The organism is Gordonia terrae, from assembly GCF_001698225.1.
GTDB classification, from domain to species: Bacteria; Actinomycetota; Actinomycetes; order Mycobacteriales; family Mycobacteriaceae; genus Gordonia; species Gordonia terrae.
The window spans coordinates 2338899-2362248 of sequence record NZ_CP016594.1 but is presented as its reverse complement, the minus strand read 5'-3'; the positions used below and the strand labels follow the sequence as shown (position 1 = coordinate 2362248).

Below are 23350 nucleotides of genomic sequence, written 5' to 3'. Positions count from 1 at the left end.
CCACCGGGCACAGGAGAACCTGAGTGTTCGGCTGCTGGCAGCAGTGCGAACTCGGTGGGGTCAGCTGCGGTTCCGTGGCGTCGCGATGCGTCGGTGACGCACCGCGACGCGCCGGAACCAGGGCGCGTCATCCGGTTGCCGTCGACAAAGTGTGTCGGCGATAACTGCACAAGTATCCCACACCGCGGTCGGATGACCGCAAAGGATGAGCGTTTGACGGCGCGCGTCGAGCTGACGAACCTGTTTCAGCCCGTGAGGCCGGGGAACCAGAGCGCGATCTCACGCTCCGCCGATTCGGGCGAATCGGACCCGTGGACCAGGTTGTACTGAGTGTTGAGGGCGAAGTCGGCACGGATGGTTCCGGGCACGGCTTTCTCCACCGGATCGGTGCCGCCGGCGATCTGCCGGAACGCGGCCACCGCGCGGTCCCCCTCGAGGACCGCCGCGACCAGCGGACCCGAGGTGATGAAATCGAGCAGCGAGGGATAGAACGGTTTTCCCTCGTGCTCGGCGTAGTGCCCACGGGCGACCGCGTCGTCCGCGGTCTTGAGCTCGAGTGCCACCAGGGTCAGTCCCTTGCGCTCGATACGGCTGATGATGTCGCCGACGAGGCCGCGTTCGACGCCGTCCGGCTTGATGAGTACGAGAGTGCGTTCAGTCACGACTCACACCCTATCGACCGGTGACGCTTCCGCACCGGTCAGGAGCAGTACTCACCCGCGACCGGGAAGAAACCGTAATTGAACAGGCTGCCGGTTCGGGACCGCGGATCGACGACCACCTGGATGCAGCCGCCCGGTGAGGCGAGAGCCCCGGCCAACGCGAGGTCGAACTGTTGCGCCAGACCGAGATTCGCGGGCCGGTACTGGGCGGGTACCGGCAGGCCGGCGATCGCCTCGGGCGCCTTCATCGACGCGGCACGCTCGGTGATCGCGTGCGTGGCGACGTAGCTGTACTCCCCCGGCCCGACGGGAACCGGCGCACCGGCTTCCGGCGCACCCGTGAGGTTCACGATCGCGAGCGGGGCCTGTTCGTCCTCGGGCGCGGCGGCGGCCGTCGCCGGGACGGTCAGCGCGAGTGCCGCGGCGGCGAGCAGACCCGCGGGCAGCGCGGTGCGGCGGGCGCGGTCGGAGATGACGGTCCGGGAGAGCTGGAACTGCACGTATGTCCTCACATCGGGTGTAGCGGGAAGTGGTTCGACAGGCTGCGAGGAACGACCTGTCGCCCCCGCGGCTTGGGCCATTGTTGCAGCCGACCCGCCGGGCCGCCCGGGTTCGGCGGTAACGGTCCGGCCACAGCTCTTGCGGCCACCAAAGCCCGTACTGAGCACCGCGAACACGGCTGGTCAGGTGCCCGTGCAGACGGTGCCGAACCGCTCCCGCTAGTCGATCGGTTCCTGGCCGGGCAGCATTCCGCGCTCGACGCGTTTCTCGACATCGCCCTTGATGTAGCGGATGTAGAGCCAGACCGACCCGAAGACGACGCCCACCACCGCGATCGACCAGTGGAAGACCCCGCCGGCGATCACGACGATCTGCAAGCCGAGGTCGAGGTTGATGGCATACGGCCTGCCCTGCATCCCCGCGGCGACGATCATCGCGATGACGACCACCGTGAGATAACCACCGGACAACCAGGTCAGCCCATCGCCCAGGCGCCACACGATCGGGAACGCCAGGATCATGACGATGACCTCGAGGATCATCGTGCCGGCCATCACGCCGCGCAGCCCCTTCCACGGATCGTTCGTGGGTGGGGTGTATCGGGTGGTCATGAAGGTTCCTTCCCGAAGAGTGTTCGCGCGGCGCCTGCGGTCACGACGGACCCGGTGATGACCACGCCCGCGCCCGACACACGCTCCCCGTCGGCTTCCTCGGCCAGGGCGATGGCCTCTTCGACGGCGTCGGGCAGGAAGGGTTTGACGACGACGCGGTCTTCACCGAACACCTCGCGCGCGTACTCCGCGAGCGTCTCGGGGTCGAGGGCGCGCGGTGATCCGTTGTCGGTGACGACCACCGCGTCGAGCACCGGCTCCAGGGCCTCGATGACCCCACGGGCGTCTTTGTCGCCGAGCACGCCGACCACGCCGACGAGACGGCGGAAGTCGAATTCCTCGGCCAGGGCCTGCGCCAGTGCGGCCGCCCCGTGCGGGTTGTGTGCCGCGTCGGCGAACACCGTCGGCGCGCTGCGCAACCGTTCGAGCCGCCCGGGGTTGTCGACCGTCGAGAAACCCGCACGGACGGCGTCGATGTCGAGTTGCCGATCGGCACCCGCACCGAAGAACGCCTCCACCGCCGCGAGGGCCAGCGCGGCGTTCGCCGCCTGGTGCGCGCCGTGCAACGGCACGAAGATCTCGTCGTAGACACCGCCGAGCCCCTGGATGGTCAGCATCTGTCCGCCCACCGCGATGCCCGCGTCGAGGACCGCGAACTCCGAACCCTGGCGGGCGACGATGGTGCCCGCGTCGACGGCCGCGCGCAGCAGCACGTCCATGACCTCGGGGCTCTGTTCGGCGATCACCGTGACGGGGTCGACGGTTCCGGCGGCATCGGCTTCGGCGGCTTTGATGATTCCCGCCTTCTCCCCCGCGATCGCGGTCAGGGTGTCGCCGAGATAGTCCGCGTGATCCATCGCGATCGGCGTGATGACCGAGACCGTGCCGTCGATGACGTTGGTCGCGTCCCAGCGTCCGCCCATACCGGTCTCGACGACGGCCACGTCGACCGGCGCCTCGGCGAACACCGCGTACGCCATCGCGGTCAAGACCTCGAACTTGCTCATCCGCGGCCCACCCGCGGCGGTCGACGAATCGTCGACCATGGTGATGTACGGCTCGAGTTCCCGATAGGTGTCGATGTACGTGCGGGCCGCAATGGGCTTGCCGTCCACCGAGATCCGCTCGGTGACGCGTTGCAGGTGCGGACTCGTGATCCGTCCGGTGCGCCGGTGCAACGCCGACAGCAGGGCATCGACCATGCGGGTGACCGATGTCTTGCCGTTCGTCCCGGCGATGTGGATCGCCGGGTACCCGTGCTGCGGAGAACCGAGCAGGTCCATGAGCGTGGCGATGCGGGTCAGCGACGGCTCGATCTTCGTCTCGGGCCACCGGGTGTCGAGTTCGGCCTCGACCTCGGCGAGTTCGGCGAGATCGTCGGCGCTGTCGGTGACGCGCAACCGAGCCGGCTCGGCATCCGGATCCGGTTCGTCCTCTCCCAGGATCGCGGACAGACCCAGGGGGTCGCCCGCCGCATCCATTCCCAGGACGGCGGGATCCTCTTCGGGAAAACCGGTGTCGTCGCTCACGCGCCGGCCAGACTCGCCAGCTTCGCGCTCAGCCGTTCGACCTCTTCGGTCGCGATCCGTTGACGATCCCGGATCTTGGCGACCACGTGGTCGGGAGCCTTGGACAAGAACTGCTCGTTGCCCAGTTTCGCCGACGTCGTCGACAGTTCCTTCTCGGCGACTGCCAGGTCCTTGGTGAGCCGCTTGCGTTCGGCTTCGACGTCGACGGTGCCCGAGGTGTCGATCGCGACGACCACCGTCGCGACGCTGAGGCGGACCTCGATGGTCGCGGTGGCACCGAAACCGGGGCCGGCCGGGTCCAGGCGCGCCAACGAGGTCACGTACGGCAGCAGCGGTTCGAGCCCGGCTTCACCGAGCCCGTCGAATTGCACGGCGACGCGCTGGCCGGGACGCAGACCCTGATCGCTGCGAAAACGCCGGACCTCGGTGATCAACCGCTGCAGATCGTCCACGCGGGCTGCCGAATCCGACGACCAGTCACGTCCGGAGGTGGTCGGCCACGGCGCGATCACCAACGATTCGCCCCCCGTGAGCGCCTTCCAGAGCACCTCGGTGACGAACGGCATCACCGGCGACAACGCCCGCAGCAGCGGGTCGAGGACCGCGCCGAGTACGAGAGCGGTTGCCTCCGAACGCTTCTCGTCGTTCTCGGCGATCTGCACCTTCGCCAGTTCGAGGTACCAGTCACACACCTCGTCCCACGCGAAGTGGTAGAGCGCCTCGCAGGCCTTGGAGAACTCATAGGACTCGAATCCGGCGTCGATCTCGGCGAGCACCTCGTCCAGGCGGCCGAGAATCCACCGGTCGGCGTCGGTCAGCGCCTCGGCATCGGGCAGTTCACCGAGCTTCGCGCCGTTCATCAGCGCGAATTTGGTGGCGTTGTAGAGCTTCGTCGCGAAGTTGCGCGAGGACTGGGCGTGGTCCTCACCGACCGAGATGTCCGAGCCGGGATTGGCCCCGCGGGCGAGCGTGAAGCGCAGGGCGTCGGCGCCGAAGCGCTCCACCCAGTCGAGCGGGTCGATGCCGTTGCCCTTGGACTTCGACATCTTGCGACCGTGTTCGTCGCGCACCAGCCCGTGCAGGAACAGGTTGTGGAACGGGATCTCGTTGCCCTGCCCCAGATCCTTGCCGACGTAGGTGCCGAACATCATCATGCGGGCCACCCAGAAGAACAGGATGTCGTACCCGGTGACGAGAACCGAGGTCGGATAGAACTTGTCGAGATCCGCGGTCTGGTCGGGCCAGCCCATGGTCGAGAACGGCCACAGCCCGGAGGAGAACCAGGTGTCCAGGACGTCGGTCTCCTGGACATAACCCTCGGGGGCCTGCTCGTCGGGCCCGACGCACACCACGTCGCCGTCGGGTCCGTACCAGATCGGAATCCGGTGACCCCACCACAGCTGACGCGAGATGCACCAGTCGTGCATGTCGTCGACCCAGCTGAACCAGCGCGGCTCCATCGACGTCGGGTGGATCACCGTCGACCCGTCGCGCACCGCGTCGCCGGCCGCTGCGGCCAGCGCGGAGACCGCGACCCACCACTGCATCGACAGCCGCGGTTCGATCGGCTCACCGGTCCGCTCCGAGTGGCCGACGCTGTGCAGGTACGGACGCACCTCCTTGACGATGCGCCCCTGCTCGGCCAGCGCCTCACGCACCTTGACCCGCGCCTCGAACCGGTCCATGCCGTCGAATTCGGTTCCGGTGTCGGCGATCCGGGCCGACTCATCCATGATCGTCGGCATCGGGAGGTTGTGCCGCTGCCCGAGCGCGAAGTCGTTGGGGTCGTGCGCAGGAGTGATCTTCACTGCGCCACTGCCGAATTCGGGGTCCACATAGTCGTCGGCGACGATCGGGATCGTCCGGTCGACGAACGGATGCGGCAGCTCGGTACCGACCAGGTGGGCATAACGCTCGTCGTCGGGATGAACCGCGATCGCGGTGTCGCCGAGCATCGTCTCCAACCGGGTCGTCGCGACGACGATGTGGGGTTCGGTGTCGTCGAGCGATCCATAACGGAAGCTGACGAGCTCGCCCTCCACGTCGGCGTAACTCACCTCGATGTCGCTGACGGCGGTCTTGAGGACCGGCGACCAGTTGACCAGACGTTCGGCCTGGTAGATCAGCCCGTCGTCGAACATCTTCTTGAAGACGGTGTGCACCGCCCGCGACAGGCCCTCGTCCATCGTGAAGCGTTCGCGCGACCAGTCGACGCTGTCGCCGAGCCGCCGCATCTGCTCACCGATGTTGCCGCTGATCTCGGCCTTCTCGGCCCACACGCGGTCGATGAACGCCTCCCGGCCGAGATCGTCACGCGTCTTGCCCTCGGCGGCGAGCTTGCGCTCGACCATCGTCTGCATCGCGATGGCCGCGTGGTCCATGCCGGGCAGCCACAGCACCTCGTAGCCCTGCATGCGTCGACGACGCGAGAGCGCATCCATCAGGACGTGCTCGTAGGCGTGACCCATGTGCAGGGAGCCGTTGACATTCGGCGGCGGGATCACGATGGAGAACGGCGGCTTGTCACTCGCCGCGTCCGCGGTGAAGTACCCGGCGTCCACCCAGCCCTGGTAAAGCGACGCCTCGTGCTCAGCGGGATCCCAGGACTTGGGCAACCCGGTCTCGGGTACGGCAGTCCGGGGCGACGCTGTCTCGGGCAACGCGGATGTCTGGTCGGGTGATGTCACGGGCGCTATTCTATGTTTTCGCCGGGCCGGACCTCGCCCGGGACCCGTCCGCGCGACCGCGCCCGCCGCTAGCCCGCCGACACGCGCAACCTGTGCAGGTCCTCGGGTGCGTTGACGTTGACGAGCCAGTCCGGATCGGAGATTCCGACACGGTGGGTGGTGAGTGCCTCGATCGCCCCCAGCATCCGTCGTTCGCCGCCGGCGACGATGTCGGCGATCAGTCCGGCCGCGTCCGTGCGGTAGATGCCCGCCATCGGATGATCCCGCTGCGCGTCACGCGCGATGACCGCCTGAGTCGACCCGGTCACGCCCAGCCGCAACTCGTCGATGAGCTCCGGGGCGATGAGCGGCATGTCCGTGGCACACACGAACGCATACTCGGCGCCCGCGGCGGCAGCGGCGGACAAACCCGCGACGAGACCCCCGAGCGGGCCCGTCCCCTCCTGTTCGTCGGTCACCCAGCGCACCTTCGACGCATCGATACCCGGCGCCGCGCGATCCCGGATGTCGTCGACGCCGCGGAATGCGGCGGATGTCTCACCCGCGACGACCAGCACCGGATCGCACCGTTGCGACACCACGCGCACCACCCGGGCGAGCATCGGTTCGCCGTCCCAGTCCAGTGCGGCCTTGTCACTGCCCATACGCCGCGAGCGTCCGCCCGCGAGCACCAGGGCGGCGATCACCGATGTGTCCGATTCCGTGTGTTGAGTCACAGTGTCCAGTGTGCGCGATCTGGCGCACGGGCGGGGCAAGATGGACATCATGAGCAAGACTCACGACACTGAATCGATGGCGGCGCACCCCGTCGACGAGCCGCACGAGGTCCGGCGCGCGCACCGGAAGTCCTACGCCGCCGGAGTCCCGGCGGTCGCGGTCGCCCTCAAGCGCGGAGTCGAGCAGATGGGCGCGCTCCGGACGGCACAGACCTTGATCAAGCTCAATCAGCGTGATGGGTTCGATTGTCCCGGCTGCGCCTGGCCGGAGACGCCGGGCCACCGCAAGCATGCCGAGTTCTGCGAGAACGGCGCCAAGGCGGTCGCCGAGGAGGCCACGCGTCGAGCCGTCACCCCCGAGTTCTTCGCCGCCCACAGCGTCGACGACCTCCGGACGCGCAGCGGCTACTGGCTCTCGCAGCAGGGACGCCTGGCGCACCCGATGTACCTCGGTCCGGGCGACACCCACTACCGCCCGCTGAGCTGGGACGAGGCCAACGCCGTCATCGCCGCCGAGTTCGCCGCGATGGACTCGCCGGACGAGGCCGTGTTCTACACGTCAGGTCGCACCAGCAACGAAGCCGCTTTCCTGTACCAGCTCTTCGCCCGGAGCCTGGGTACGAACAACCTCCCCGACTGCTCGAACATGTGCCACGAGTCCTCCGGCGCCGCTCTCGGCGCGTCGATCGGAATCGGCAAGGGTTCGGTCACCGTCCCCGATCTCGAGGCGGCCGACCTCATCCTCATCGCCGGCCAGAATCCCGGCACCAATCACCCGAGAATGCTCGCCACCCTGGAGAAGGCGAAGCACAACGGGGCCCGGATCGTGGCGATCAACCCGCTGCCCGAGGCAGGCCTGATGCGTTTCAAGGATCCGCAGAAGGTCGGCGGGGTCGTCGGCGCGGGTACCAAGCTGGCCGACGACTTCCTCCAGGTCCGGCTCGGGTCCGACATGGCTCTGTTCCGCGGCGTCGCACGTCTGCTCCGTGACGCCGAACAAGCCTCCCCCGGAACGGTTTTCGATCACCAGTTCCTCGACGAGTCGTGCGCCGGGGTCGAGGAGTACCTCGACCTGCTCGACGACGTCGACCTCGACCGGGTCGTCGAGGTCACCGGCGTGACCCGCACCCAGATCGACGAGCTCGCACGGACGGTCGCCACTTCGCGCCGCATCGTGTTGTGCTGGGCGATGGGTTTGACCCAGCACCGCCACGGCGTCGCGACGATCGCCGAGGGCACGAACGTGCTGCTCCTGCGCGGCATGATCGGCCGCGTCGGCGCCGGCCTCTGCCCCGTTCGCGGTCATTCGAATGTGCAGGGCGATCGCACCATGGGGATCTTCGAGAAGATGCCGGAGTCCTTCCTCGCTGCTCAGGACGCCGAGTTCGGCATCACGTCCCCACGCGAGCACGGGTACGACACCGTCGCCGCCATCACCGCGATGGCCGCCGGTAAGGTCCGCGTCTTCGTCGGGATGGGCGGCAATTTCGTGTCGGCCTCACCCGACACCGACGTCACCGCCGACGCCCTGCGGCGCTGCGCACTCACCGTGCACGTGTCCACCAAACTCAACGAATCCCATCTCGTCACCGGTCGTCGCGCACTCATCCTGCCCACCCTCGGGCGCACCGACCGGGACGTCATCGACGGTGTGGCACAACGTGTGTCGGTCGAGGACTCGATGTCGGCAGTGCACCTGTCCCGTGGGTCGCTGCCGCCGGTGTCGGCGCACCTGCGCAGTGAGGTCGCGATCATCTGCGACCTGGCGACCCGCGTCCTCGGTGCCGATCACCCGGTTCCGTGGCAGGAACTCAAGCGCGACTACGACCGCATCCGCGACCGGATCGAGCGGGTTGTACCCGGCTTCGATGACTTCAACATCCGCGTCCGTCGGAGTGACGGCTTCGTGCTGCCGCACCCGCCCCGCGACACCCGGTCGTTCGACACCCCGAACGGCAAGGCCAACTTCGCAGTCCATCCCCTCGAATGGGTGGACGTCCCAGCCGACCGCCTCGTCCTGCAGACACTCCGCAGCCATGACCAGTACAACACCACCGTCTACGGCCACGACGATCGTTACCGGGGCATCTCCGGCAACCGCCACATCGTGATGGTCAATCCCGACGACATCGGGTCCCTCGGCCTGCGCGCCGGGCAACTCGTCGACATCGTCTCGGAGTTCGACGGCGAGGCCGGGGTCGAGGAACGACGGGTCCGCGGCTTCGAGGTCGTCCCGTATGACACACCGCGCGGCAACGCGGCCGCGTACTACCCCGAGACCAACCCGCTGGTCCCGCTCGGATCGGTGGCCAGGGAGTCGAACACACCGGTCTCCAAGGCGGTGGTCATCCGCATCGAACCGGTCGAATGCGCCTAGCCGGAGACAACAGCAGCGAGCCCCGCCCGGAGGACCGGGCGGGGCTCGCTTGTCGTCGGTGAGTGGGCTGCGGGTCAGGCGCTCTTGTCGCGACGTTCGTCGCTGGAGGCCTTCCGCGGCACGATCGTCGGAAGCACGTTGTCCCGGACGGTCTCACCGGTGACGACGACCTTCTCGACGTCGTCCCGGCTCGGGATGTCGTACATCACCGGCAGCAGGACCTCTTCCATGATGGCGCGCAGGCCACGGGCACCGGTCCCGCGGTGGATCGCCTGGTCGGCGACCGCCTCGAGTGCATCCTTGGTGAACTCCAGCTCCACGTTGTCCATGTCGAACAGCCGGGTGTACTGCTTCACCAGCGCGTTCTTCGGCTCGGAGAGGATGCTGACCAGCGAATCCTTGTCCAAGTTGGTCACTGAGGCCACGACCGGCAGGCGTCCGATGAACTCGGGGATCAGACCGAACTTGATCAGGTCCTCCGGCATCACGTCGGCGAACTGATCCGAGGTGTCGACCTCGTCCTTGCTCGCCACCTCGTTGCCGAAGCCGAGGCCGCGCTTGCCGATCCGCTCCGACACGATCTTCTCGAGGCCCGCGAATGCACCGGCGACGATGAAGAGCACGTTCGTCGTGTCGATCTGGATGAACTCCTGATGCGGGTGCTTGCGTCCGCCCTGCGGCGGCACCGACGCCTGCGTACCCTCGAGGATCTTCAGGAGTGCCTGCTGCACACCTTCACCCGACACATCGCGGGTGATCGACGGGTTCTCGCTCTTGCGCGCGATCTTGTCGACCTCGTCGATGTAGATGATGCCGGTCTCGGCGCGCTTCACGTCGTAGTCGGCGGCCTGGATCAGCTTCAGCAGGATGTTCTCCACATCCTCGCCCACGTAACCGGCCTCGGTGAGGGCGGTCGCGTCGGCGATCGCGAACGGCACGTTGAGCATCTTCGCCAGCGTCTGCGCCAGGTATGTCTTGCCACACCCGGTCGGGCCGAGCATGAGGATGTTCGACTTCATCAGCTCGACGGTCTCGCCCGTCCGGGAGTCCTTCTTCTCTCCCGCCTGGATCCGCTTGTAGTGGTTGTACACCGCCACCGCGAGTGTCCGCTTGGCCGTGTCCTGACCGATGACGTACTTCTCGAGGAAGTCACGGATCTCCGTCGGCTTCGGCAGCTCGTCGAGCTTGACGTCGCCGTTCTCGGCCAGTTCCTCTTCGATGATCTCGTTGCACAGATCGATGCACTCATCGCAGATGTACACGCCAGGGCCGGCGATGAGCTTCTTCACCTGCTTCTGGCTCTTGCCGCAGAAAGAGCACTTGAGCAGGTCGCCGCCGTCTCCGATTCGTGCCATCTCGCGCTGTACCTACTTCCTCGTTGCCGGACTGTCGTGTCTTGTCCGTCGCGTCGCACGCAGCCGGGCATGGGTCATTTGATCGACACTCGAATGCCCAGTAACCCGACGGTACCCGCGTGCCGCCCGAACTTCGACCGATAAGGCCAAATGTCGCGGCAGAAAATCACCGGGACTTCTGTACTGCCACAACTACTTCTTTTGCGACGTCTACTTCCTCATCGACTTCTTGCGGTACTCGAAGACCTCGTCGATGATCCCGTACTCCTTGGCCGCCGCGGCGGTCAGGATGTTGTCGCGGTCGGTGTCCTTACGGATCTTCACCTTGTCCTGGCCCGTGTGGCCGGCCAGGATCTCGTCGAGCCGGTCGCGGATGCGCTCGATCTCGGCGGCCTGGATCTCGAGGTCGGACACCTGACCCTGGTACGCACCGCCGGTACGCGGCTGGTGGATCAGGACCGTGGCGTTCGGCAGTGCCGCGCGCTTGCCGGGCGTTCCGCCGGCGAGGAGGATCGCCGCGGCCGAGGCCGCCTCGCCGAGGCAGACGGTGACGATGTCGCAGTGCACGTACTGCATGGTGTCGTAGATGGCGAGCATGTCCGGCACGCTGCCGCCCGGCGAGTTGATGTACATGGTGATGTCGCGGTCGGGATCCTGCGACTCCAGGACCAGCAGCTGCGCCATGACGTCGTTGGACACGACCTGGTCGATCGGGGTGCCGACGAACACGATCCGCTCTTCGAAGAGCTTGGCGTACGGGTCGTACTGACGCTGACCGTTCGGCGTGTGCTCGATGAACTGCGGCAGGATGTACCGCGCCTCGATGTTCTTCAGCGCCAGGGCCGACGCGGGGATCCCGGCGGCGACCTCGGCGGGCATGCCGTCGTGGGAAAGGGAGTTGGTCATCTGTTGCTCCATTGAGTAGAGGTGGCTCGGCGGTGGCTGTCAGGCGCGGTCATCGACCCCGGGTCTCACTGACCCGGACGCGAGATGACCTTGTCGACGAAGCCGTATTCCTTGGCCTCTTCCGCGGTGAACCACTTGTCACGGTCCGCGTCGGCCTCGATCTTCTCGAGCGGCTGACCGCTGAACTCGGCGTTGAGCCGGTTCATCTCCTTCTTGGTGAGCGCGAACTGCTCGGCCTGGATCGCGATGTCGGCGGCGGTACCACCGATACCCGCGGACGGCTGGTGCATCATGATGCGCGCGTGCGGCAGTGCGTGCCGCTTGCCCTTGGTGCCGGAGGCGAGGAGGAATTGCCCCATCGACGCCGCCATGCCCATCGCGTAGGTCGCGACGTCGCATTCGGCGAGCTGCATGGTGTCGAAGATCGCCATGCCGGCGGTCACCGATCCACCGGGCGAGTTGATGTAGAGGTGGATGTCCTTCTGCGGGTCCTCGGCCGCGAGCAGCAGGATCTGCGCGCACAGACGGTTCGCGATGTCGTCGTCGACCTGGGTGCCCAGGAAGATGATGCGCTCGCGCAGCAGACGCTCGAACACCGAATCGGTCAGGTTCAACCCAGCCACACCCGAACTCATCGTGGGTGTGTGGATGGTCGGCTCACTCACGGGTTCCTACCTTTGCCTTGTTGTCATGACCTGTGCGTCACCCGCGGGCGACGCACACGCTCATCGAATACTTCTCTGATGACGTCCTCACCGACACTAACCAATCGAGACCCACGGGCACTCCCGAGGACACGCCACTTCGCTGAGAGCAGAACCACCTTCGGCACCGTGAACGATCTGTGCGCCATGGTGGACCGTGCGCCATGGTGGACCGTGCGCCATGGTGGACCGTGCGCCATGGTGGACCGACGGCAATCGCCGGTCCTCGTGGACGAGGACCGGCGATGGCGCGGATCAGGTGCGGCACTCGGGGCCGCGGCCGGAGTCGATCAGTTGTCGGTGTCGGACGTCTCCGCGTCGGACTCCTCGGCGTCGTCCTTGCCGCCGAAGAACTCGGCGGTGTCGACGGTCGCTCCATTGGTGTCGGTGACGGTCACGTCGCCGACGATGGCGGCCAGCGACTTGCCGCGACGGACGTCGGCATAGACGGCGCCGACCTGGTTGGCCTGTGTCAGCTGCTGGATGAACTCCTGCGGCTGCATGCCGTAGCGCTGGGCGGTGAAGATGATCTGCTGGGTCAGCTCGTCCTGACTGACCTCGGTGTCCTGCTGGTCGGCGATGGCGTCGAGCAGCAGCTGCTGCTTGACCGACTTCTCGGCCTCGTCGCGGGACTCCGCGTCCCACTCCTCGCGGGTCTTGCCCTGCGCCTCGAGGAACTTGGCGACCTGCTCGTCATCGTGTCCCAGGGCGTGGATGACCTGGTGCTGCTGGCCCTCGACCTCTTCGTCGACGACCTTCTCCGGCACGGGGATCTCGACGGTCTCGAGCAGCTTCTCGAGGACCGCGTCGCGGATCTTGTTGGCCTGCTCCAGCTTCGCCGACTGCTCGACGCGCTCGGCCAGGCTGGCGCGCAGCTCGTCGACGGTGTCGAACTCGCTGGCCATCTGGGCGAACTCGTCGTCGACCTCGGGCAGCTCGCGCTCCTTGACCGACTGAACGGTCACCTTCACCAGCGCCTCCTCACCGGCATGATCGCCGGCGACGAGCTTGGTCGTGAACTCCTTGTCCTCGCCTGCCGTCAAGCCGATGAGTGCCTCGTCGAGCCCGTCGATCAGCTGGCCGGAACCGACCTCGTGGGACAGGCCCTCGGTGGAGGCCTCCTCGACGGTCTCGCCGTCGACGGTCGCAGCCAGGTCGATGGAGACGAAGTCGCCGTTCTCCACACCGCGTTCGACGCCCTTGAGGGTGCCGAAGCGGGCGCGCAGTCCTTCGAGCTGCTCGTCCACGGCTGCCTCGTCGACCTCGATCGCGTCGACCTCGACCGACAGGGTCGAGTAGTCGGGCAGGGTGATCTCCGGGCGGACGTCGACCTCGGCGGTGAAGGTCACCGACTCGCCGTACTTCAGCTCCGAGAGGTCGATCTCGGGCTGGCCGATGGCCTTGGTCTCGGTCTCGGCGACGGCCTCGGAGTACTTGACCGGAATCGCGTCGTTGACGACCTGCGCGAGGATCGAGTCGCGACCGACGCGGGCCTCGATCAGCTTCGCGGGCGCCTTGCCCGGACGGAAGCCGGGAATACGGATCTGCTGGGCCAACGACTGGTAGGCCCGGTCGAAGTCTGCCGACAGCTCCTCGAACGGGACCTCGACGTTGAGCTTGACCCGGGTCGGGGTGAGTTGCTCGACAGTGCTCTTCACGCCTGAATACTCCTTATATCTACGGTGGTGGAAGTTCGGTCGTTCGCGGGCCGTGCACCGGGTGACCGGTTGGCCACATCGATCAAGTCGGGATGACAGGATTTGAACCTGCGACCCTCCGCTCCCAAAGCGGATGCGCTACCAAGCTGCGCCACATCCCGGGGTCCGAACACGCGAGAGGACCCCGGAGGGCGACCGCGCATCAGGGCCAACAAGAGATAGTACGTGCCCCCATGGCCGAGCCCGCCGACGGGTACCGCACAGCGGCGACGAATCCCCGGGCCCCGACAGTTGCCGACCCTCGGACCCACCCCGATTTCGGGTTCCGGCCACCCTGCCGGTACAGTCACTCATCGCACGCGACGCCGGAATTCGACGGCAGCGTGGGCAACGCGGGTGTAGCTCAATGGTAGAGCCCTAGTCTTCCAAACTAGCTACGCGGGTTCGATTCCCGTCACCCGCTCCACCGGGCCCGGAGGCGCAACGCCTCCGGGCCTTCGACGTGTCAGGGCTCCGGGGGCGCGTCCCACGGCAACGGCAGCGGGACATATTCGTACTCGATCTCCGGGGTCGGCTCCTCGGCGGGATGTCCGGGCGCCGATGGATCGCCGGGCCCGGTCGAGATGATCGGCGGCGGGCAGGGTGCGAACTGACCGTTGCCGACCGCCATCTTGCACGGCTCGGCGTCCGCGGGTCCCGCGCCCGCCACGAGTCCAGCGCTTCCGACGAATGCCGCCGCGGCGAATGTTAGTGTTGCTATGAGTCTGGTCATCGAGGTTCCTAACGGTGAATCACCTCTCATGCCGGAGAGGTTTCGAGGATGCGAACGCACTCCTTTCCGAGGGCACCGCTCACCGCCCCCACGGTCGACGTTCCTCCGCTCGCCTTCGCCCACCTGCGGTTTCACGCTGAATGTCTCAGAATCCAGCCAGAGTCACCCGACCGGACCACAATCCTGCGGACGGCCGCCGCCGGCAGAGCGGGCTGTGATCCACGCCACACCTGGCGTACCGTTGATCCATGTCCTCCAGCCACACGAAAACCCAGCGTCGCTGCGGCTCCTGCGGCGCGCCCCTGTACCTCCGTCGCGACGTCACCGAGTCCGAGGCGGGCGTCGGCCGCGTCGATGTGATGCTCGTCTGCCGGGACGAAGCGTGTTCGCAGCCCGCGCGCCACCTTCGGACCGAACACCCACAGCCCGTCTGACCCCGAAACCCAACAGTCTCCAAAGCCCAAGTAACACTGGGACAAACGATCCTGTTGACATTGTCGGTACGTCGGCGAAGATGAGTCGCACCAGCCGCCGACGGACCATCATGACTCGTGAATGTGACAACCGTCACACATCAGGTGTGTAGCCACGCTCACCTCGGGTTTTGCCACGTCGTATCGCCCGTTCGCGATCGCGGGGTCATTCAGGGTGCCCGACTCCTTGGACCCATGACAACGGTTGTGTAACGATGGTGCAGCGCTCAGGCCGATGCGCGGAAAGACCCATCGAACCGAAGGTACGACCTGTGTTGAACTCCCCTGTGCCGACCCCGCGCGCCTCGCGTCGCCGCTCGGCTCGACGCCTCACGGCTGTCGTCTTCGGCGTCCTGGCGATGGCCCTCGCACTTCCCGGCGTCGCGAACGCCGTACCGGTCACCGTGATCCCTGGCTTGCCGCCGGTCGAGATCCCGGCGATTCCCGGCCTGCCGACACCGCCGGCGCCGAGCACCCCCGAGGCCCCGCAGCCGCCGTCGTCGACCACGACGACCGAGGAGAAGCCGGCCGATCCGGCCATCCCGAACGTGAAGACCGAGACCGGCTACATCGCGCTGGCCGACGACAACACCCACACCATCACCTGGTGGCACAACGGCGAGGTCGTCAAGAAGATGCCGATCTCGATGGGGTCCGACAAGAACCCGACCCCCCACGGCGTGTACTACACCAAGGAGAAGTACCGCGACATGTACATGGATTCGTCCACGTACGGCGTCCCGGTGGACTCCGCAGAGGGCTACCGCACCTACGTCGAGTACGCGACCCGCATGTCGTGGGACGGGATCTTCATCCACGCCGCACCCTGGTCGGTCAATCAGCAGGGCCGCAGCAACGTCAGCCACGGCTGCATCAACGTGACCACCGAGTACGGCAAGTGGGTGTACGACAACGTGCCCCGCAACACCCCGATCGTGGTGCGTAACACCATCGGACCGAAGTACCAGAACACCTGAGTCCGGAACAGACGTAGCGAGGGGCCGGTCACCAGAGGTGACCGGCCCCTCGTCATGTCGCTACCCGGCCGCGAAGGTCGCCTGCACCTGGAGCCACCGGGCGATCACCTGACACCCGGTCGACGCGGGATCCGTCACCGACGTGCGCCGGTAGGGTTCGCTGCGGTAGGACGTGTGCCGTCCGCCGGCGGCATTGCTGACCCACAGGCCGCTGATGCGTATCCGTGGCGGGAGGTACCACCGGATCTCGCGCCAGGCAGCCGTGAGACGCGCGAGGTCGCGTCGCCACTGTGCCGGCCGGACAGAAGTACGTCTTGCATTCTGCAAGTCGTTGGTGCGCAAGACCTTCCACGCACTTCGACCCCATCTGCCGACCCCGGCGAAGGTCATCGACCCGGTGAGGTCGGCGATGTCGCGGACCAGTGAATCGGCAGCCGCGTTGCAGATCATGTCCTCGGCTGCGCCCACCCAGCACACCGGAAGTCCCACGGGTAGATCAACTCCCGGTCCGGCCACGCCCCATCCGCGACAACCGGGAACCGCACCGGGCGGCTGGTGTGGATCGGCGACCAGACCCACACCGAGGATCCGGTCCGAGTCGGGCGCGCCGTCGGCGTCCAGGTCAGCGAGGGCCGTCCGGATGACCACGGCACCCTGCGAGTAACCCACCAGTGCGATCGAACCTGTCGAGGTTTGGATGGCCGCGCGCAATCTGCGCGCTCCGATGGCCACACTGTCGACGAAACTCATGCCGCCCGGAGCCGGCGCGGGCCCGTAACTCGCCGGGTACCCGACCCACCGGCAGACAAAGCGGTCGTCGAGCTCGTCCGCCACGCCCGCCAGCAGACCGGACACGTCGGTACGGGCGTCGTCCTCGAAGGACTCCCCTGTCCCGCCCACCACGAAGACGGTGATCGTCGACGACGCGCCGCCCGGCTGTCCGGCGCGGACCCCCACACTCTTCTGCACCTCCCCCATGGTGGCGACGGCAGGTGTGAACCGACAGCAGGAGCGCTGAGTGCTCGCTGAGAGTCCTCCGCTGCCGACCGAACGGGTCAGGATGCTTGGGCGGGCGGCGGCTTGGCGACGTAGTCGGCGGTCTCGATGATCGCCACGAAGAATCCGCTGCCCTCGATCACGTTGGCGCTGTGCACCAGTCCGGCGGGGATGTAGATGCTCGCCGGCGCCTCGACCTCATAGACCTCGTCCCCGAGCGTGATCTCGTAGACGAGACGGTCGAGCGACAGCAGGATGTTGATCTCCGGGCAGTCGTGCACGTGCGGTTCGCAGTAGTCACGGGAAGCGGCCGAGACGGCCCGCATCTCGTGCGCCACGACCCGCTTCTCGGCTTCCGGGAACAGGTCCCCGCCGGCCAGCACGCGTCGGGTGATCGGCGCGTCGGCGGCGCCGTGGAAAGGAACGTCCTTCAGTGGAGACACCTCACCCCGCGAGATCAGTCCGGCATGAGACCGGATGCTTTCGCTGACTGTCACACTGCCCCCTCTTGTCATCCCCGACCCTTCCCATGAGCAACGACCTCACGGTCCCGCACGATGCTACTAAGGTTCGGCTATCCACACCGACCGGGGAGTAACTTGTCAGGTCTGGCAGACCGGGCACCAATAGAGCTTGCGGCCCTCGAGTTCGGCGATCAGGACAGTTGTCCCACAGATCCGGCACGGCTCGCCGGCCCGCCGGTACACGTATGTCCGCGGACGATTCGGCGCGTACGCCGGCGCCCCGGAGTCGTCCTCCGGACGTATCACATGGATGCGCCCACGTCGCACCCCGATCTTCATGAGGGCCACGAGGTCGGTCCAGAGTGCATCGAATTCGCCACGGAGAACACGCTTTCCGGGACGCATCGGGTCGATGCCCGCCCGGAACAGGATTTCGGCCCGATACACGTTGCCGATTCCGGCGATGACCTTCTGGTCCATCAGGAGAGCGCCGACGGGTCGCGTGGACCGCGAGATCGCGGTCCATGCCCGCTCGGGGTCGGCATCGCGCCGAAGGGGATCCGGCCCGAGTCGGGCGATCAACGTCTCGAGGTCGGCGGGGTGGTAGATCTCACAGGCGGTCGGACCGCGAAGGTCCGTGCCGGCCGTCTCACCCTCGATGCGGAGTCGAACCTGACCCACGGGTTCGGGCAGGGGCACGGTGAGTTCGGTGAAGGCACCGTAGAGCCCGAGATGGATGTGCACGAGGCGCTCGATGCGGCCGTCTCGATAGCGATGGACGAGGTGCTTGCCCCACGCCTCGGCGGCGTGAAAGGTCAATCCGTCGACTTCTGCCGCTCCGTCGGCGAACCGTCCCTGCGGGCTGCTGACACGAACTTGCTTCCCGCCGAAGAGACGCTGCTGCCGGCGCGCGAGTCGATGGAGCGTGTGGCCCTCGGGCACGGGCTCGGCCCGCGACTACTCGGCCGGGGCCCCCGGCACCTCGGGAGCCTGACCGGTGCGCTCGTACTCGGCGAGGATGTCGATGCGGCGCTGGTGCCGCGCCTCCTCCGACCACGGGGTGGCGAGGAAGGCGTCGACGATGGCGAGCGCCTCCTCGGTGCTGTGCATCCGGCCGCCGATCCCGATCAGCTGCGCGTTGTTGTGCTGCCGGGCGAGCTGTGCGGTCTCGACGCTCCAGGCGAGGGCGCAGCGCGCGCCGGGGACCTTGTTGGCGGCGATCTGCTCACCATTGCCGCTGCCGCCCAGCACGATTCCCAGGCTGCCGGGGTCGGCGACGGTCCGGGCCGCGGCGGCGATGCAGAACGCCGGATAGTCGTCGGCGGGATCCATCACATGGGCTCCGCAGTCCACGACCTCGTGACCGGCCGTCGCGAGATGGTCGGCGATCTGGTTCTTGAGTTCGAATCCGGCATGGTCGGCACCGAGATAGACACGCATGGCGCCACTATAGATTGAGGGCGTGGACACGCCCCTGCCCATCCCCCACCAGCCGAACGGCCGCGCACCCGCCGCCGGGGCGCCGATCCCGAACGTGCCCGGTGTCGCCGATCCGCCGCCACCCGCTCCGGCCGACCCGGCCCGTCGGTGGCTGCGGCCGGCCCACTACGCGGCGCGACCCCGTCTCCACCCCTGGGAGATCCCGGCGCTCGTCGTGGTGATCGTCACGACGGTGGTGGGATACGGGGCGATCATCCTGCTCGTCGCGCTGGGCACGCTCGACCAGCTGTTGTTGGGTGCGTTGCTGTTCCCGCTCCTGCTCTTCGTGATCCGCGGCCTGACCTATGCATCGCCGCGGGTGAACGGGGTGCAGATGACGCCGACCCAGTTCCCGGACGGGCACCGGATGGTCGTCGAGGCCGCCGCACGCTTCGGACTCGAGTACGTGCCCGACGCCTATGTCGTCCTCGGCAACGGCGCGATCAACGCGTTCGCGTCCGGGCATGGGTTCCGGCGTTTCGTCGTCGTCTACTCCGACCTGTTCGAGGTGGGCGGCGCCGCCCGGGACCCACAGGCGCTCGAGTTCATCATCGGGCATGAGGTCGGCCACATCGCGGCCGGGCACACCTCGTACTGGCGGCAGCTCTCGACGATCGTCGGGATGAACATCCCGGTCCTCGGCGCGGCGTTGTCGCGCGCGCAGGAGTACAGCGCCGACAACTACGGGTACTACGCCAGACCCGGCGGGTCGCCCGGGGCGATGGGGGTCCTGGCCGCGGGCAAATACATGCTCTCGGCGGTGGACTTCGACCAGTTCGCCGACCGGGCGACCCACGAGCGCGGCTTCTTCACCTTCCTGACCAACGCGATGTCCTCGCATCCGGTGCTGACCTGGCGCGCGGCCGCTCTCCGCGACCGGACCCGGCCGGGGGCGATGCTGCTGCGCCCGCGCCAGATCGTCCGAGGCGTCGGGAGCGGCAACGTGGTGGCGGTGGCGCCGCCGCCGCATCCCGCGACACTCGCACCGGGCGCACTACCCAACGGCATCGAGCCCCCGCCGCGTTTCTGACGCGCGGAGCCGTTGTCACGCAATCGGACCCGGTCAGTCGAACTGCGGGTCTTCGTCGCGCGTCCGCTTGAGTTCGAAGAAGTGGGGGTAGGACGCCAGGGCGCGCGCACCGTCCCACACCGTTCCGGCATCCTCACCGCGCGGGATGCGCGACAGCACGGGGCCGAAGAAGGCCACGTCGTTGACGTGAATGGTGGGCGTTCCGACGTCGTCGCCGACCTTGTCCATCCCGGCGTGATGACTCGTGCGAATCGTCTCGTCGAAGTCGGTGCCGTCGGCCGCCTCCGCGAGCGAGGCGTCGAGGCCGAGTTCGTCGAGCGCTCCGGCGATGACCTCGTCGAGATCCTTGATGCCCTGGTTGTGGATGCGGGTACCCATCGCGGTGTACAGCGGCGCGAGTATCTCGTCGCCCTTCTGGGCGGCTGCAGCGGCGATGACGCGGACGGGGCGCCACGCGTGCTTGAGTCCCTCGCGGTACTCATCGGGAATGTCCTTGCCCTCGTTGAGGACGGCGAGACTCATGATGTGGAAGTTGACGTCGATCGGCCGGACCTGCTCGGCCTCCAGGATCCAGCGCGAGGTGATCCAGCACCACGGGCAGAGCGGGTCGAACCAGAAATCGACGCGGTCGGTGGTCTGTGCCTGCACTGACATGAAACGTCCTCTCGAGGGTCTGCTGTTCAGCTGGTGCCGGGCGTCCGGCCCGGCGGCGCCGTCGGACGCCTCAACATCGCCGCGCACCGAACTGTTCCCGTGATCGCGGGCGGACCCACGGCAACCGGCCGAGCGATCCCGGACCCGTCGGGTTGCGGAGGACACCACCCACGTCCTGAGCTGGATAAGCTGGCCTGCGTGACTGCTCCGAACCTCACCAGAGACCAGGCCCGCGACCGCGCAGCAATCCTCGAAGTGTCGAACTATCAGATCGAGCTCGACCTCACCGACGGTTCCGGGGCGCCCGGGTCCGAGACGTTCAGATCCACGACGACGGTGCGGTTCACGGCGACGGAGGGCAGCGAGACGTTCATCGACCTCGTCGCTCCCGCCCTGATCTCGGCGACCCTGAACGGCACCGACCTCGACGTGTCCGGCTTCGACGAGTCGGTCGGCATCCCGTTGACCGGCCTCGCCGCCGACAACACGCTGACGGTGGTCGCCGACTGCGCCTACTCCAACACCGGGGAGGGTCTCCACCGGTTCGTCGACCAGTCCGACGACTCGGTCTACCTCTACTCGCAGTTCGAGACCGCCGACGCCAAGCGGATGTTCGCGTGCTTCGACCAGCCCGACCTCAAGGCGACCTACACCGTGACGGTCACCGCGCCCGCGGACTGGAAGGTCATCTCCAACGCGGCGCACGCGGAGGCCCCGGCCGACCCGGACGGCGCCACTTCCGCCGTGGTGCATCGCTTCCGGGAGACCGTCCCGATGAGCACCTATCTCGTCGCCCTCATCGCAGGGCCCTACGCGGAGTGGACCGACGTCTACTCCGACGAGCACGGTGACATCCCCCTGGGCATCTACTGCCGCGCGTCGCTCGCCGAGTTCATGGACGCCGAGCGACTGTTCACCGAGACCAAGCAGGGATTCGGGTTCTACCACAAGAACTTCGGCATCCCCTACGCCTTCGGCAAGTACGACCAGCTGTTCGTCCCCGAGTTCAACGCCGGTGCGATGGAGAACGCCGGCGCCGTCACCTTCCTCGAGGACTACGTCTTCCGGTCCCGCGTGACCAAATACCTCTACGAGCGTCGCGCCGAGACCGTCCTGCACGAGATGGCGCACATGTGGTTCGGCGACCTCGTCACCATGCAGTGGTGGGATGACCTGTGGCTCAACGAGTCCTTCGCCACGTTCGCCTCGGTGCTGTGCCAGTCCGAGGCGACCGAGTACACCAGCGCCTGGACGACCTTCGCCAACGTCGAGAAGTCCTGGGCCTACCGCCAGGACCAGCTGCCCTCGACCCACCCGGTGGCCGCCGACATCCCCGACATCGCGGCTGTCGAGGTCAACTTCGACGGCATCACCTACGCCAAGGGCGCGTCGGTGCTGAAGCAACTCGTCGCCTACGTGGGTCTCGACGACTTCCTCGCCGGGCTGCGCAGCTACTTCGCCGCGCACGAGTTCGGCAACGCGACGTTCGCCGATCTGCTGGGCGCGCTGGAGAAGTCGTCGGGACGCGACCTGTCGGACTGGGGCGCCCAATGGCTGCGCACCACGGGCATCAACGTCATCCGGCCCGACTTCGAGCTCGACGACTCCGGCGCGTTCACCCGGTTCACCATCGTCCAGGACGGCGCCGCTCCGGGCGCCGGCGAGACCAGGGTCCACCGCCTGCGTGTGGGCGTCTACGCCGACAACGGATCGGGCGCCATCGAACAGACGCACAGCGTCGAGCTCGACATCGCGGGCGAACGCACCGATGTCGCCGATCTCGTCGGGGTGCACCGCGGAGATCTGGTGCTGCTCAACGACGGCGACCTGACCTACGCCTCGGTCCGCCTCGACCCGGAGTCGCTGGCCACCGCGACCGCCCGGATCGGCGACATCAGCGATCCGATGCCGCGCACCCTGGTGTGGTCGGCGGCGTGGGAGATGACCCGCCAGGCCGAGATGCGGGCCCGCGACTTCGTCGAGCTGGTACGCCGGGGCATCGCCGGCGAGTCGGAAATCGGTGTGGTGCAGCGAGTCCTGTTGCAGGCGACGACGGCCATCGAGTCCTACGCCGATCCCGAGTGGGCGGCGACGACAGGCCGTCCCGGGTTCAGTTCGCGCATGCTCGAACTCGCCCGCGCCGCCGATGCCGGCTCCGACCATCAGCTCGCGTTCGTCAACACCTGGCTCGCCGGCCGGATCAACGACGACCAGACCGACGTCGCCCGCGCGCTCCTCGACGGCGCGGACCCGGCCGAGCACGGACTCGATGGTCTCGCCGTGGACACCGACCTGCGGTGGAAACTGGTGACCGCGCTCGCCACGGCCGGGGCCATCGACACCGATCCGGCGTCGACCCCGGTCATCGATGCCGAGGCCGAACGTGACAACACCGCGACCGGCACCCGTTCGGCGGCCCTGGCCCGCGCAGCGCGGCCGCTGGCGGAAGCGAAGGCGGACACGTGGACTCGCGCCGTGGAGGACGACACACTCTCGAACGTCTACACCCGCACCATGATCGGCGGCTTTGCCCGGCCTGGCCAGGCCGAACTGCTCGAGCCGTACGTCGAGAAGTACTTCGACGCCGTGCCCGAGGTGTGGGCGCGTCGATCCAGCGAGGTCGCACAGACGGTTGTCGTCGGCCTGTATCCCAGCTGGGCGATGTCGCAGCGAGCTCTGGACCTGGCCGAGGAGTTCCTCGCCGCGGACCACCCGCCCGCCCTCAAGAGACTGATCTCCGAGGGCCGCGACGGTGTGGCGAGGTCGCTGCGGGCACGCGCCTTCGACGCCGAGGGCTGA

21 protein-coding genes and 2 tRNA genes are annotated in these 23350 nt (G+C 67.5%); 6 read left to right on the top strand and 17 right to left on the bottom strand.

From position 1 onward, the window contains the following. Positions 1-245: 245 nt before the first annotated feature. The 6 genes from ndk to mobA form a co-directional block, all read right to left on the bottom strand. Positions 246-662 (bottom strand): nucleoside-diphosphate kinase, encoded by a 417-nt coding sequence (ndk, locus tag BCM27_RS10670; RefSeq protein WP_004019623.1) that lies wholly within the window; start codon positions 660-662, stop codon positions 246-248. A 38-nt stretch (positions 663-700) separates the two neighbouring features. Then, positions 701-1162: a hypothetical protein gene (locus BCM27_RS10665; protein WP_004019622.1), complete on the bottom strand. Its 462-nt coding sequence runs from the start codon at positions 1160-1162 to the stop codon at positions 701-703. Between the two features lie 219 nt (positions 1163-1381). Then, on the bottom strand, positions 1382-1774 hold the full coding sequence (locus BCM27_RS10660) for a DUF4233 domain-containing protein (protein WP_004019621.1): 393 nt from the start codon (positions 1772-1774) through the stop codon (positions 1382-1384). Further along, positions 1771-3303: a bifunctional tetrahydrofolate synthase/dihydrofolate synthase gene (folC, locus tag BCM27_RS10655; RefSeq protein WP_004019620.1), complete on the bottom strand. Its 1533-nt coding sequence runs from the start codon at positions 3301-3303 to the stop codon at positions 1771-1773. Before folC ends, BCM27_RS10660 begins: the two co-directional genes overlap by 4 nt. Then, positions 3300-5963, bottom strand: coding sequence for a valine--tRNA ligase (locus BCM27_RS10650; protein ID WP_085944151.1), 2664 nt, complete (start codon positions 5961-5963; stop codon positions 3300-3302). Before BCM27_RS10650 ends, folC begins: the two co-directional genes overlap by 4 nt. 95 nt (positions 5964-6058) lie before the next feature. Further along, complete coding sequence (gene mobA, locus BCM27_RS10645; RefSeq protein ID WP_373278279.1) at positions 6059-6634, bottom strand: molybdenum cofactor guanylyltransferase; 576 nt, start codon at positions 6632-6634, stop codon at positions 6059-6061. A 148-nt stretch (positions 6635-6782) separates the two neighbouring features. Here mobA and BCM27_RS10640 point away from each other — a divergent pair, with 148 nt between their 5' ends. After that, entirely contained in the window at positions 6783-9083 is a 2301-nt protein-coding gene (locus tag BCM27_RS10640; protein WP_239450699.1) for an FdhF/YdeP family oxidoreductase, read from the top strand. A 74-nt stretch (positions 9084-9157) separates the two neighbouring features. Here BCM27_RS10640 and clpX read toward each other — a convergent pair whose 3' ends face one another. The 5 genes from clpX to BCM27_RS10615 all read right to left on the bottom strand — a co-directional run bounded on the left by clpX (position 9158) and on the right by BCM27_RS10615 (position 13867). Next, positions 9158-10438 (bottom strand): ATP-dependent Clp protease ATP-binding subunit ClpX, encoded by a 1281-nt coding sequence (gene clpX / locus BCM27_RS10635; RefSeq protein WP_004019616.1) that lies wholly within the window; start codon positions 10436-10438, stop codon positions 9158-9160. Between the two features lie 210 nt (positions 10439-10648). Next, the gene (locus BCM27_RS10630) at positions 10649-11344 is read right to left on the bottom strand and encodes an ATP-dependent Clp protease proteolytic subunit (protein ID WP_033203562.1); all 696 of its coding nucleotides are present in this window, start codon (positions 11342-11344) and stop codon (positions 10649-10651) included. Positions 11345-11409: 65 nt separating this feature from the next. Continuing rightward, positions 11410-12009 carry an ATP-dependent Clp protease proteolytic subunit gene (locus tag BCM27_RS10625; RefSeq protein ID WP_004019614.1) on the bottom strand — a complete coding sequence of 200 codons (600 nt, stop codon included), beginning with the start codon at positions 12007-12009 and terminating at the stop codon, positions 11410-11412. A gap of 329 nt (positions 12010-12338) precedes the next feature. Next, positions 12339-13706 carry a trigger factor gene (gene tig, locus BCM27_RS10620; RefSeq protein ID WP_004019613.1) on the bottom strand — a complete coding sequence of 456 codons (1368 nt, stop codon included), beginning with the start codon at positions 13704-13706 and terminating at the stop codon, positions 12339-12341. Positions 13707-13793: 87 nt separating this feature from the next. After that, positions 13794-13867: transfer RNA gene (locus BCM27_RS10615), tRNA-Pro, on the bottom strand. Between the two features lie 231 nt (positions 13868-14098). Here BCM27_RS10615 and BCM27_RS10610 point away from each other — a divergent pair. After that, positions 14099-14172: transfer RNA gene (locus tag BCM27_RS10610), tRNA-Gly, on the top strand. 39 nt (positions 14173-14211) lie between these two features. On the opposite strand, the gene BCM27_RS10605 is transcribed toward BCM27_RS10610, so the two are convergent. Continuing rightward, positions 14212-14478 carry a hypothetical protein gene (locus tag BCM27_RS10605; protein WP_004019612.1) on the bottom strand — a complete coding sequence of 89 codons (267 nt, stop codon included), beginning with the start codon at positions 14476-14478 and terminating at the stop codon, positions 14212-14214. A 248-nt stretch (positions 14479-14726) separates the two neighbouring features. Between BCM27_RS10605 and BCM27_RS10600 the strand changes: the two genes are divergently transcribed. Together BCM27_RS10600 and BCM27_RS10595 are read left to right on the top strand one after the other, a co-directional pair. Next, positions 14727-14912, top strand: a complete 186-nt coding sequence (locus BCM27_RS10600; RefSeq protein WP_039865834.1) for a hypothetical protein — start codon at positions 14727-14729, stop codon at positions 14910-14912. A 254-nt stretch (positions 14913-15166) separates the two neighbouring features. Next, positions 15167-15928, top strand: coding sequence for a L,D-transpeptidase family protein (locus BCM27_RS10595; protein WP_081486976.1), 762 nt, complete (start codon positions 15167-15169; stop codon positions 15926-15928). Between the two features lie 60 nt (positions 15929-15988). Here BCM27_RS10595 and BCM27_RS10590 read toward each other — a convergent pair whose 3' ends face one another. The 4 genes from BCM27_RS10590 to BCM27_RS10575 form a co-directional block, all read right to left on the bottom strand. Further along, positions 15989-16906, bottom strand: a complete 918-nt coding sequence (locus BCM27_RS10590) for a PE-PPE domain-containing protein (protein ID WP_004019609.1) — start codon at positions 16904-16906, stop codon at positions 15989-15991. Positions 16907-16983: 77 nt separating this feature from the next. After that, a complete protein-coding gene (locus tag BCM27_RS10585; protein ID WP_275447830.1) occupies positions 16984-17439 on the bottom strand; it encodes a cupin domain-containing protein in 456 nt (151 codons plus the stop codon). A gap of 87 nt (positions 17440-17526) precedes the next feature. Then, entirely contained in the window at positions 17527-18330 is an 804-nt protein-coding gene (locus tag BCM27_RS10580) for an Fpg/Nei family DNA glycosylase (protein WP_004019607.1), read from the bottom strand. A 15-nt stretch (positions 18331-18345) separates the two neighbouring features. Then, positions 18346-18828, bottom strand: a complete 483-nt coding sequence (locus BCM27_RS10575) for a ribose-5-phosphate isomerase (RefSeq protein WP_004019606.1) — start codon at positions 18826-18828, stop codon at positions 18346-18348. Between the two features lie 22 nt (positions 18829-18850). On the opposite strand from BCM27_RS10575, the gene BCM27_RS10570 reads away from it, so the two are divergent. Next, complete coding sequence (locus BCM27_RS10570; RefSeq protein ID WP_004019605.1) at positions 18851-19897, top strand: M48 family metallopeptidase; 1047 nt, start codon at positions 18851-18853, stop codon at positions 19895-19897. A gap of 33 nt (positions 19898-19930) precedes the next feature. On the opposite strand, the gene BCM27_RS10565 is transcribed toward BCM27_RS10570, so the two are convergent. Further along, positions 19931-20551: a mycothiol-dependent nitroreductase Rv2466c family protein gene (locus tag BCM27_RS10565; RefSeq protein ID WP_004019604.1), complete on the bottom strand. Its 621-nt coding sequence runs from the start codon at positions 20549-20551 to the stop codon at positions 19931-19933. Between the two features lie 198 nt (positions 20552-20749). On the opposite strand from BCM27_RS10565, the gene pepN reads away from it, so the two are divergent. Continuing rightward, positions 20750-23350, top strand: coding sequence for an aminopeptidase N (pepN, locus tag BCM27_RS10560; protein ID WP_004019603.1), 2601 nt, complete (start codon positions 20750-20752; stop codon positions 23348-23350).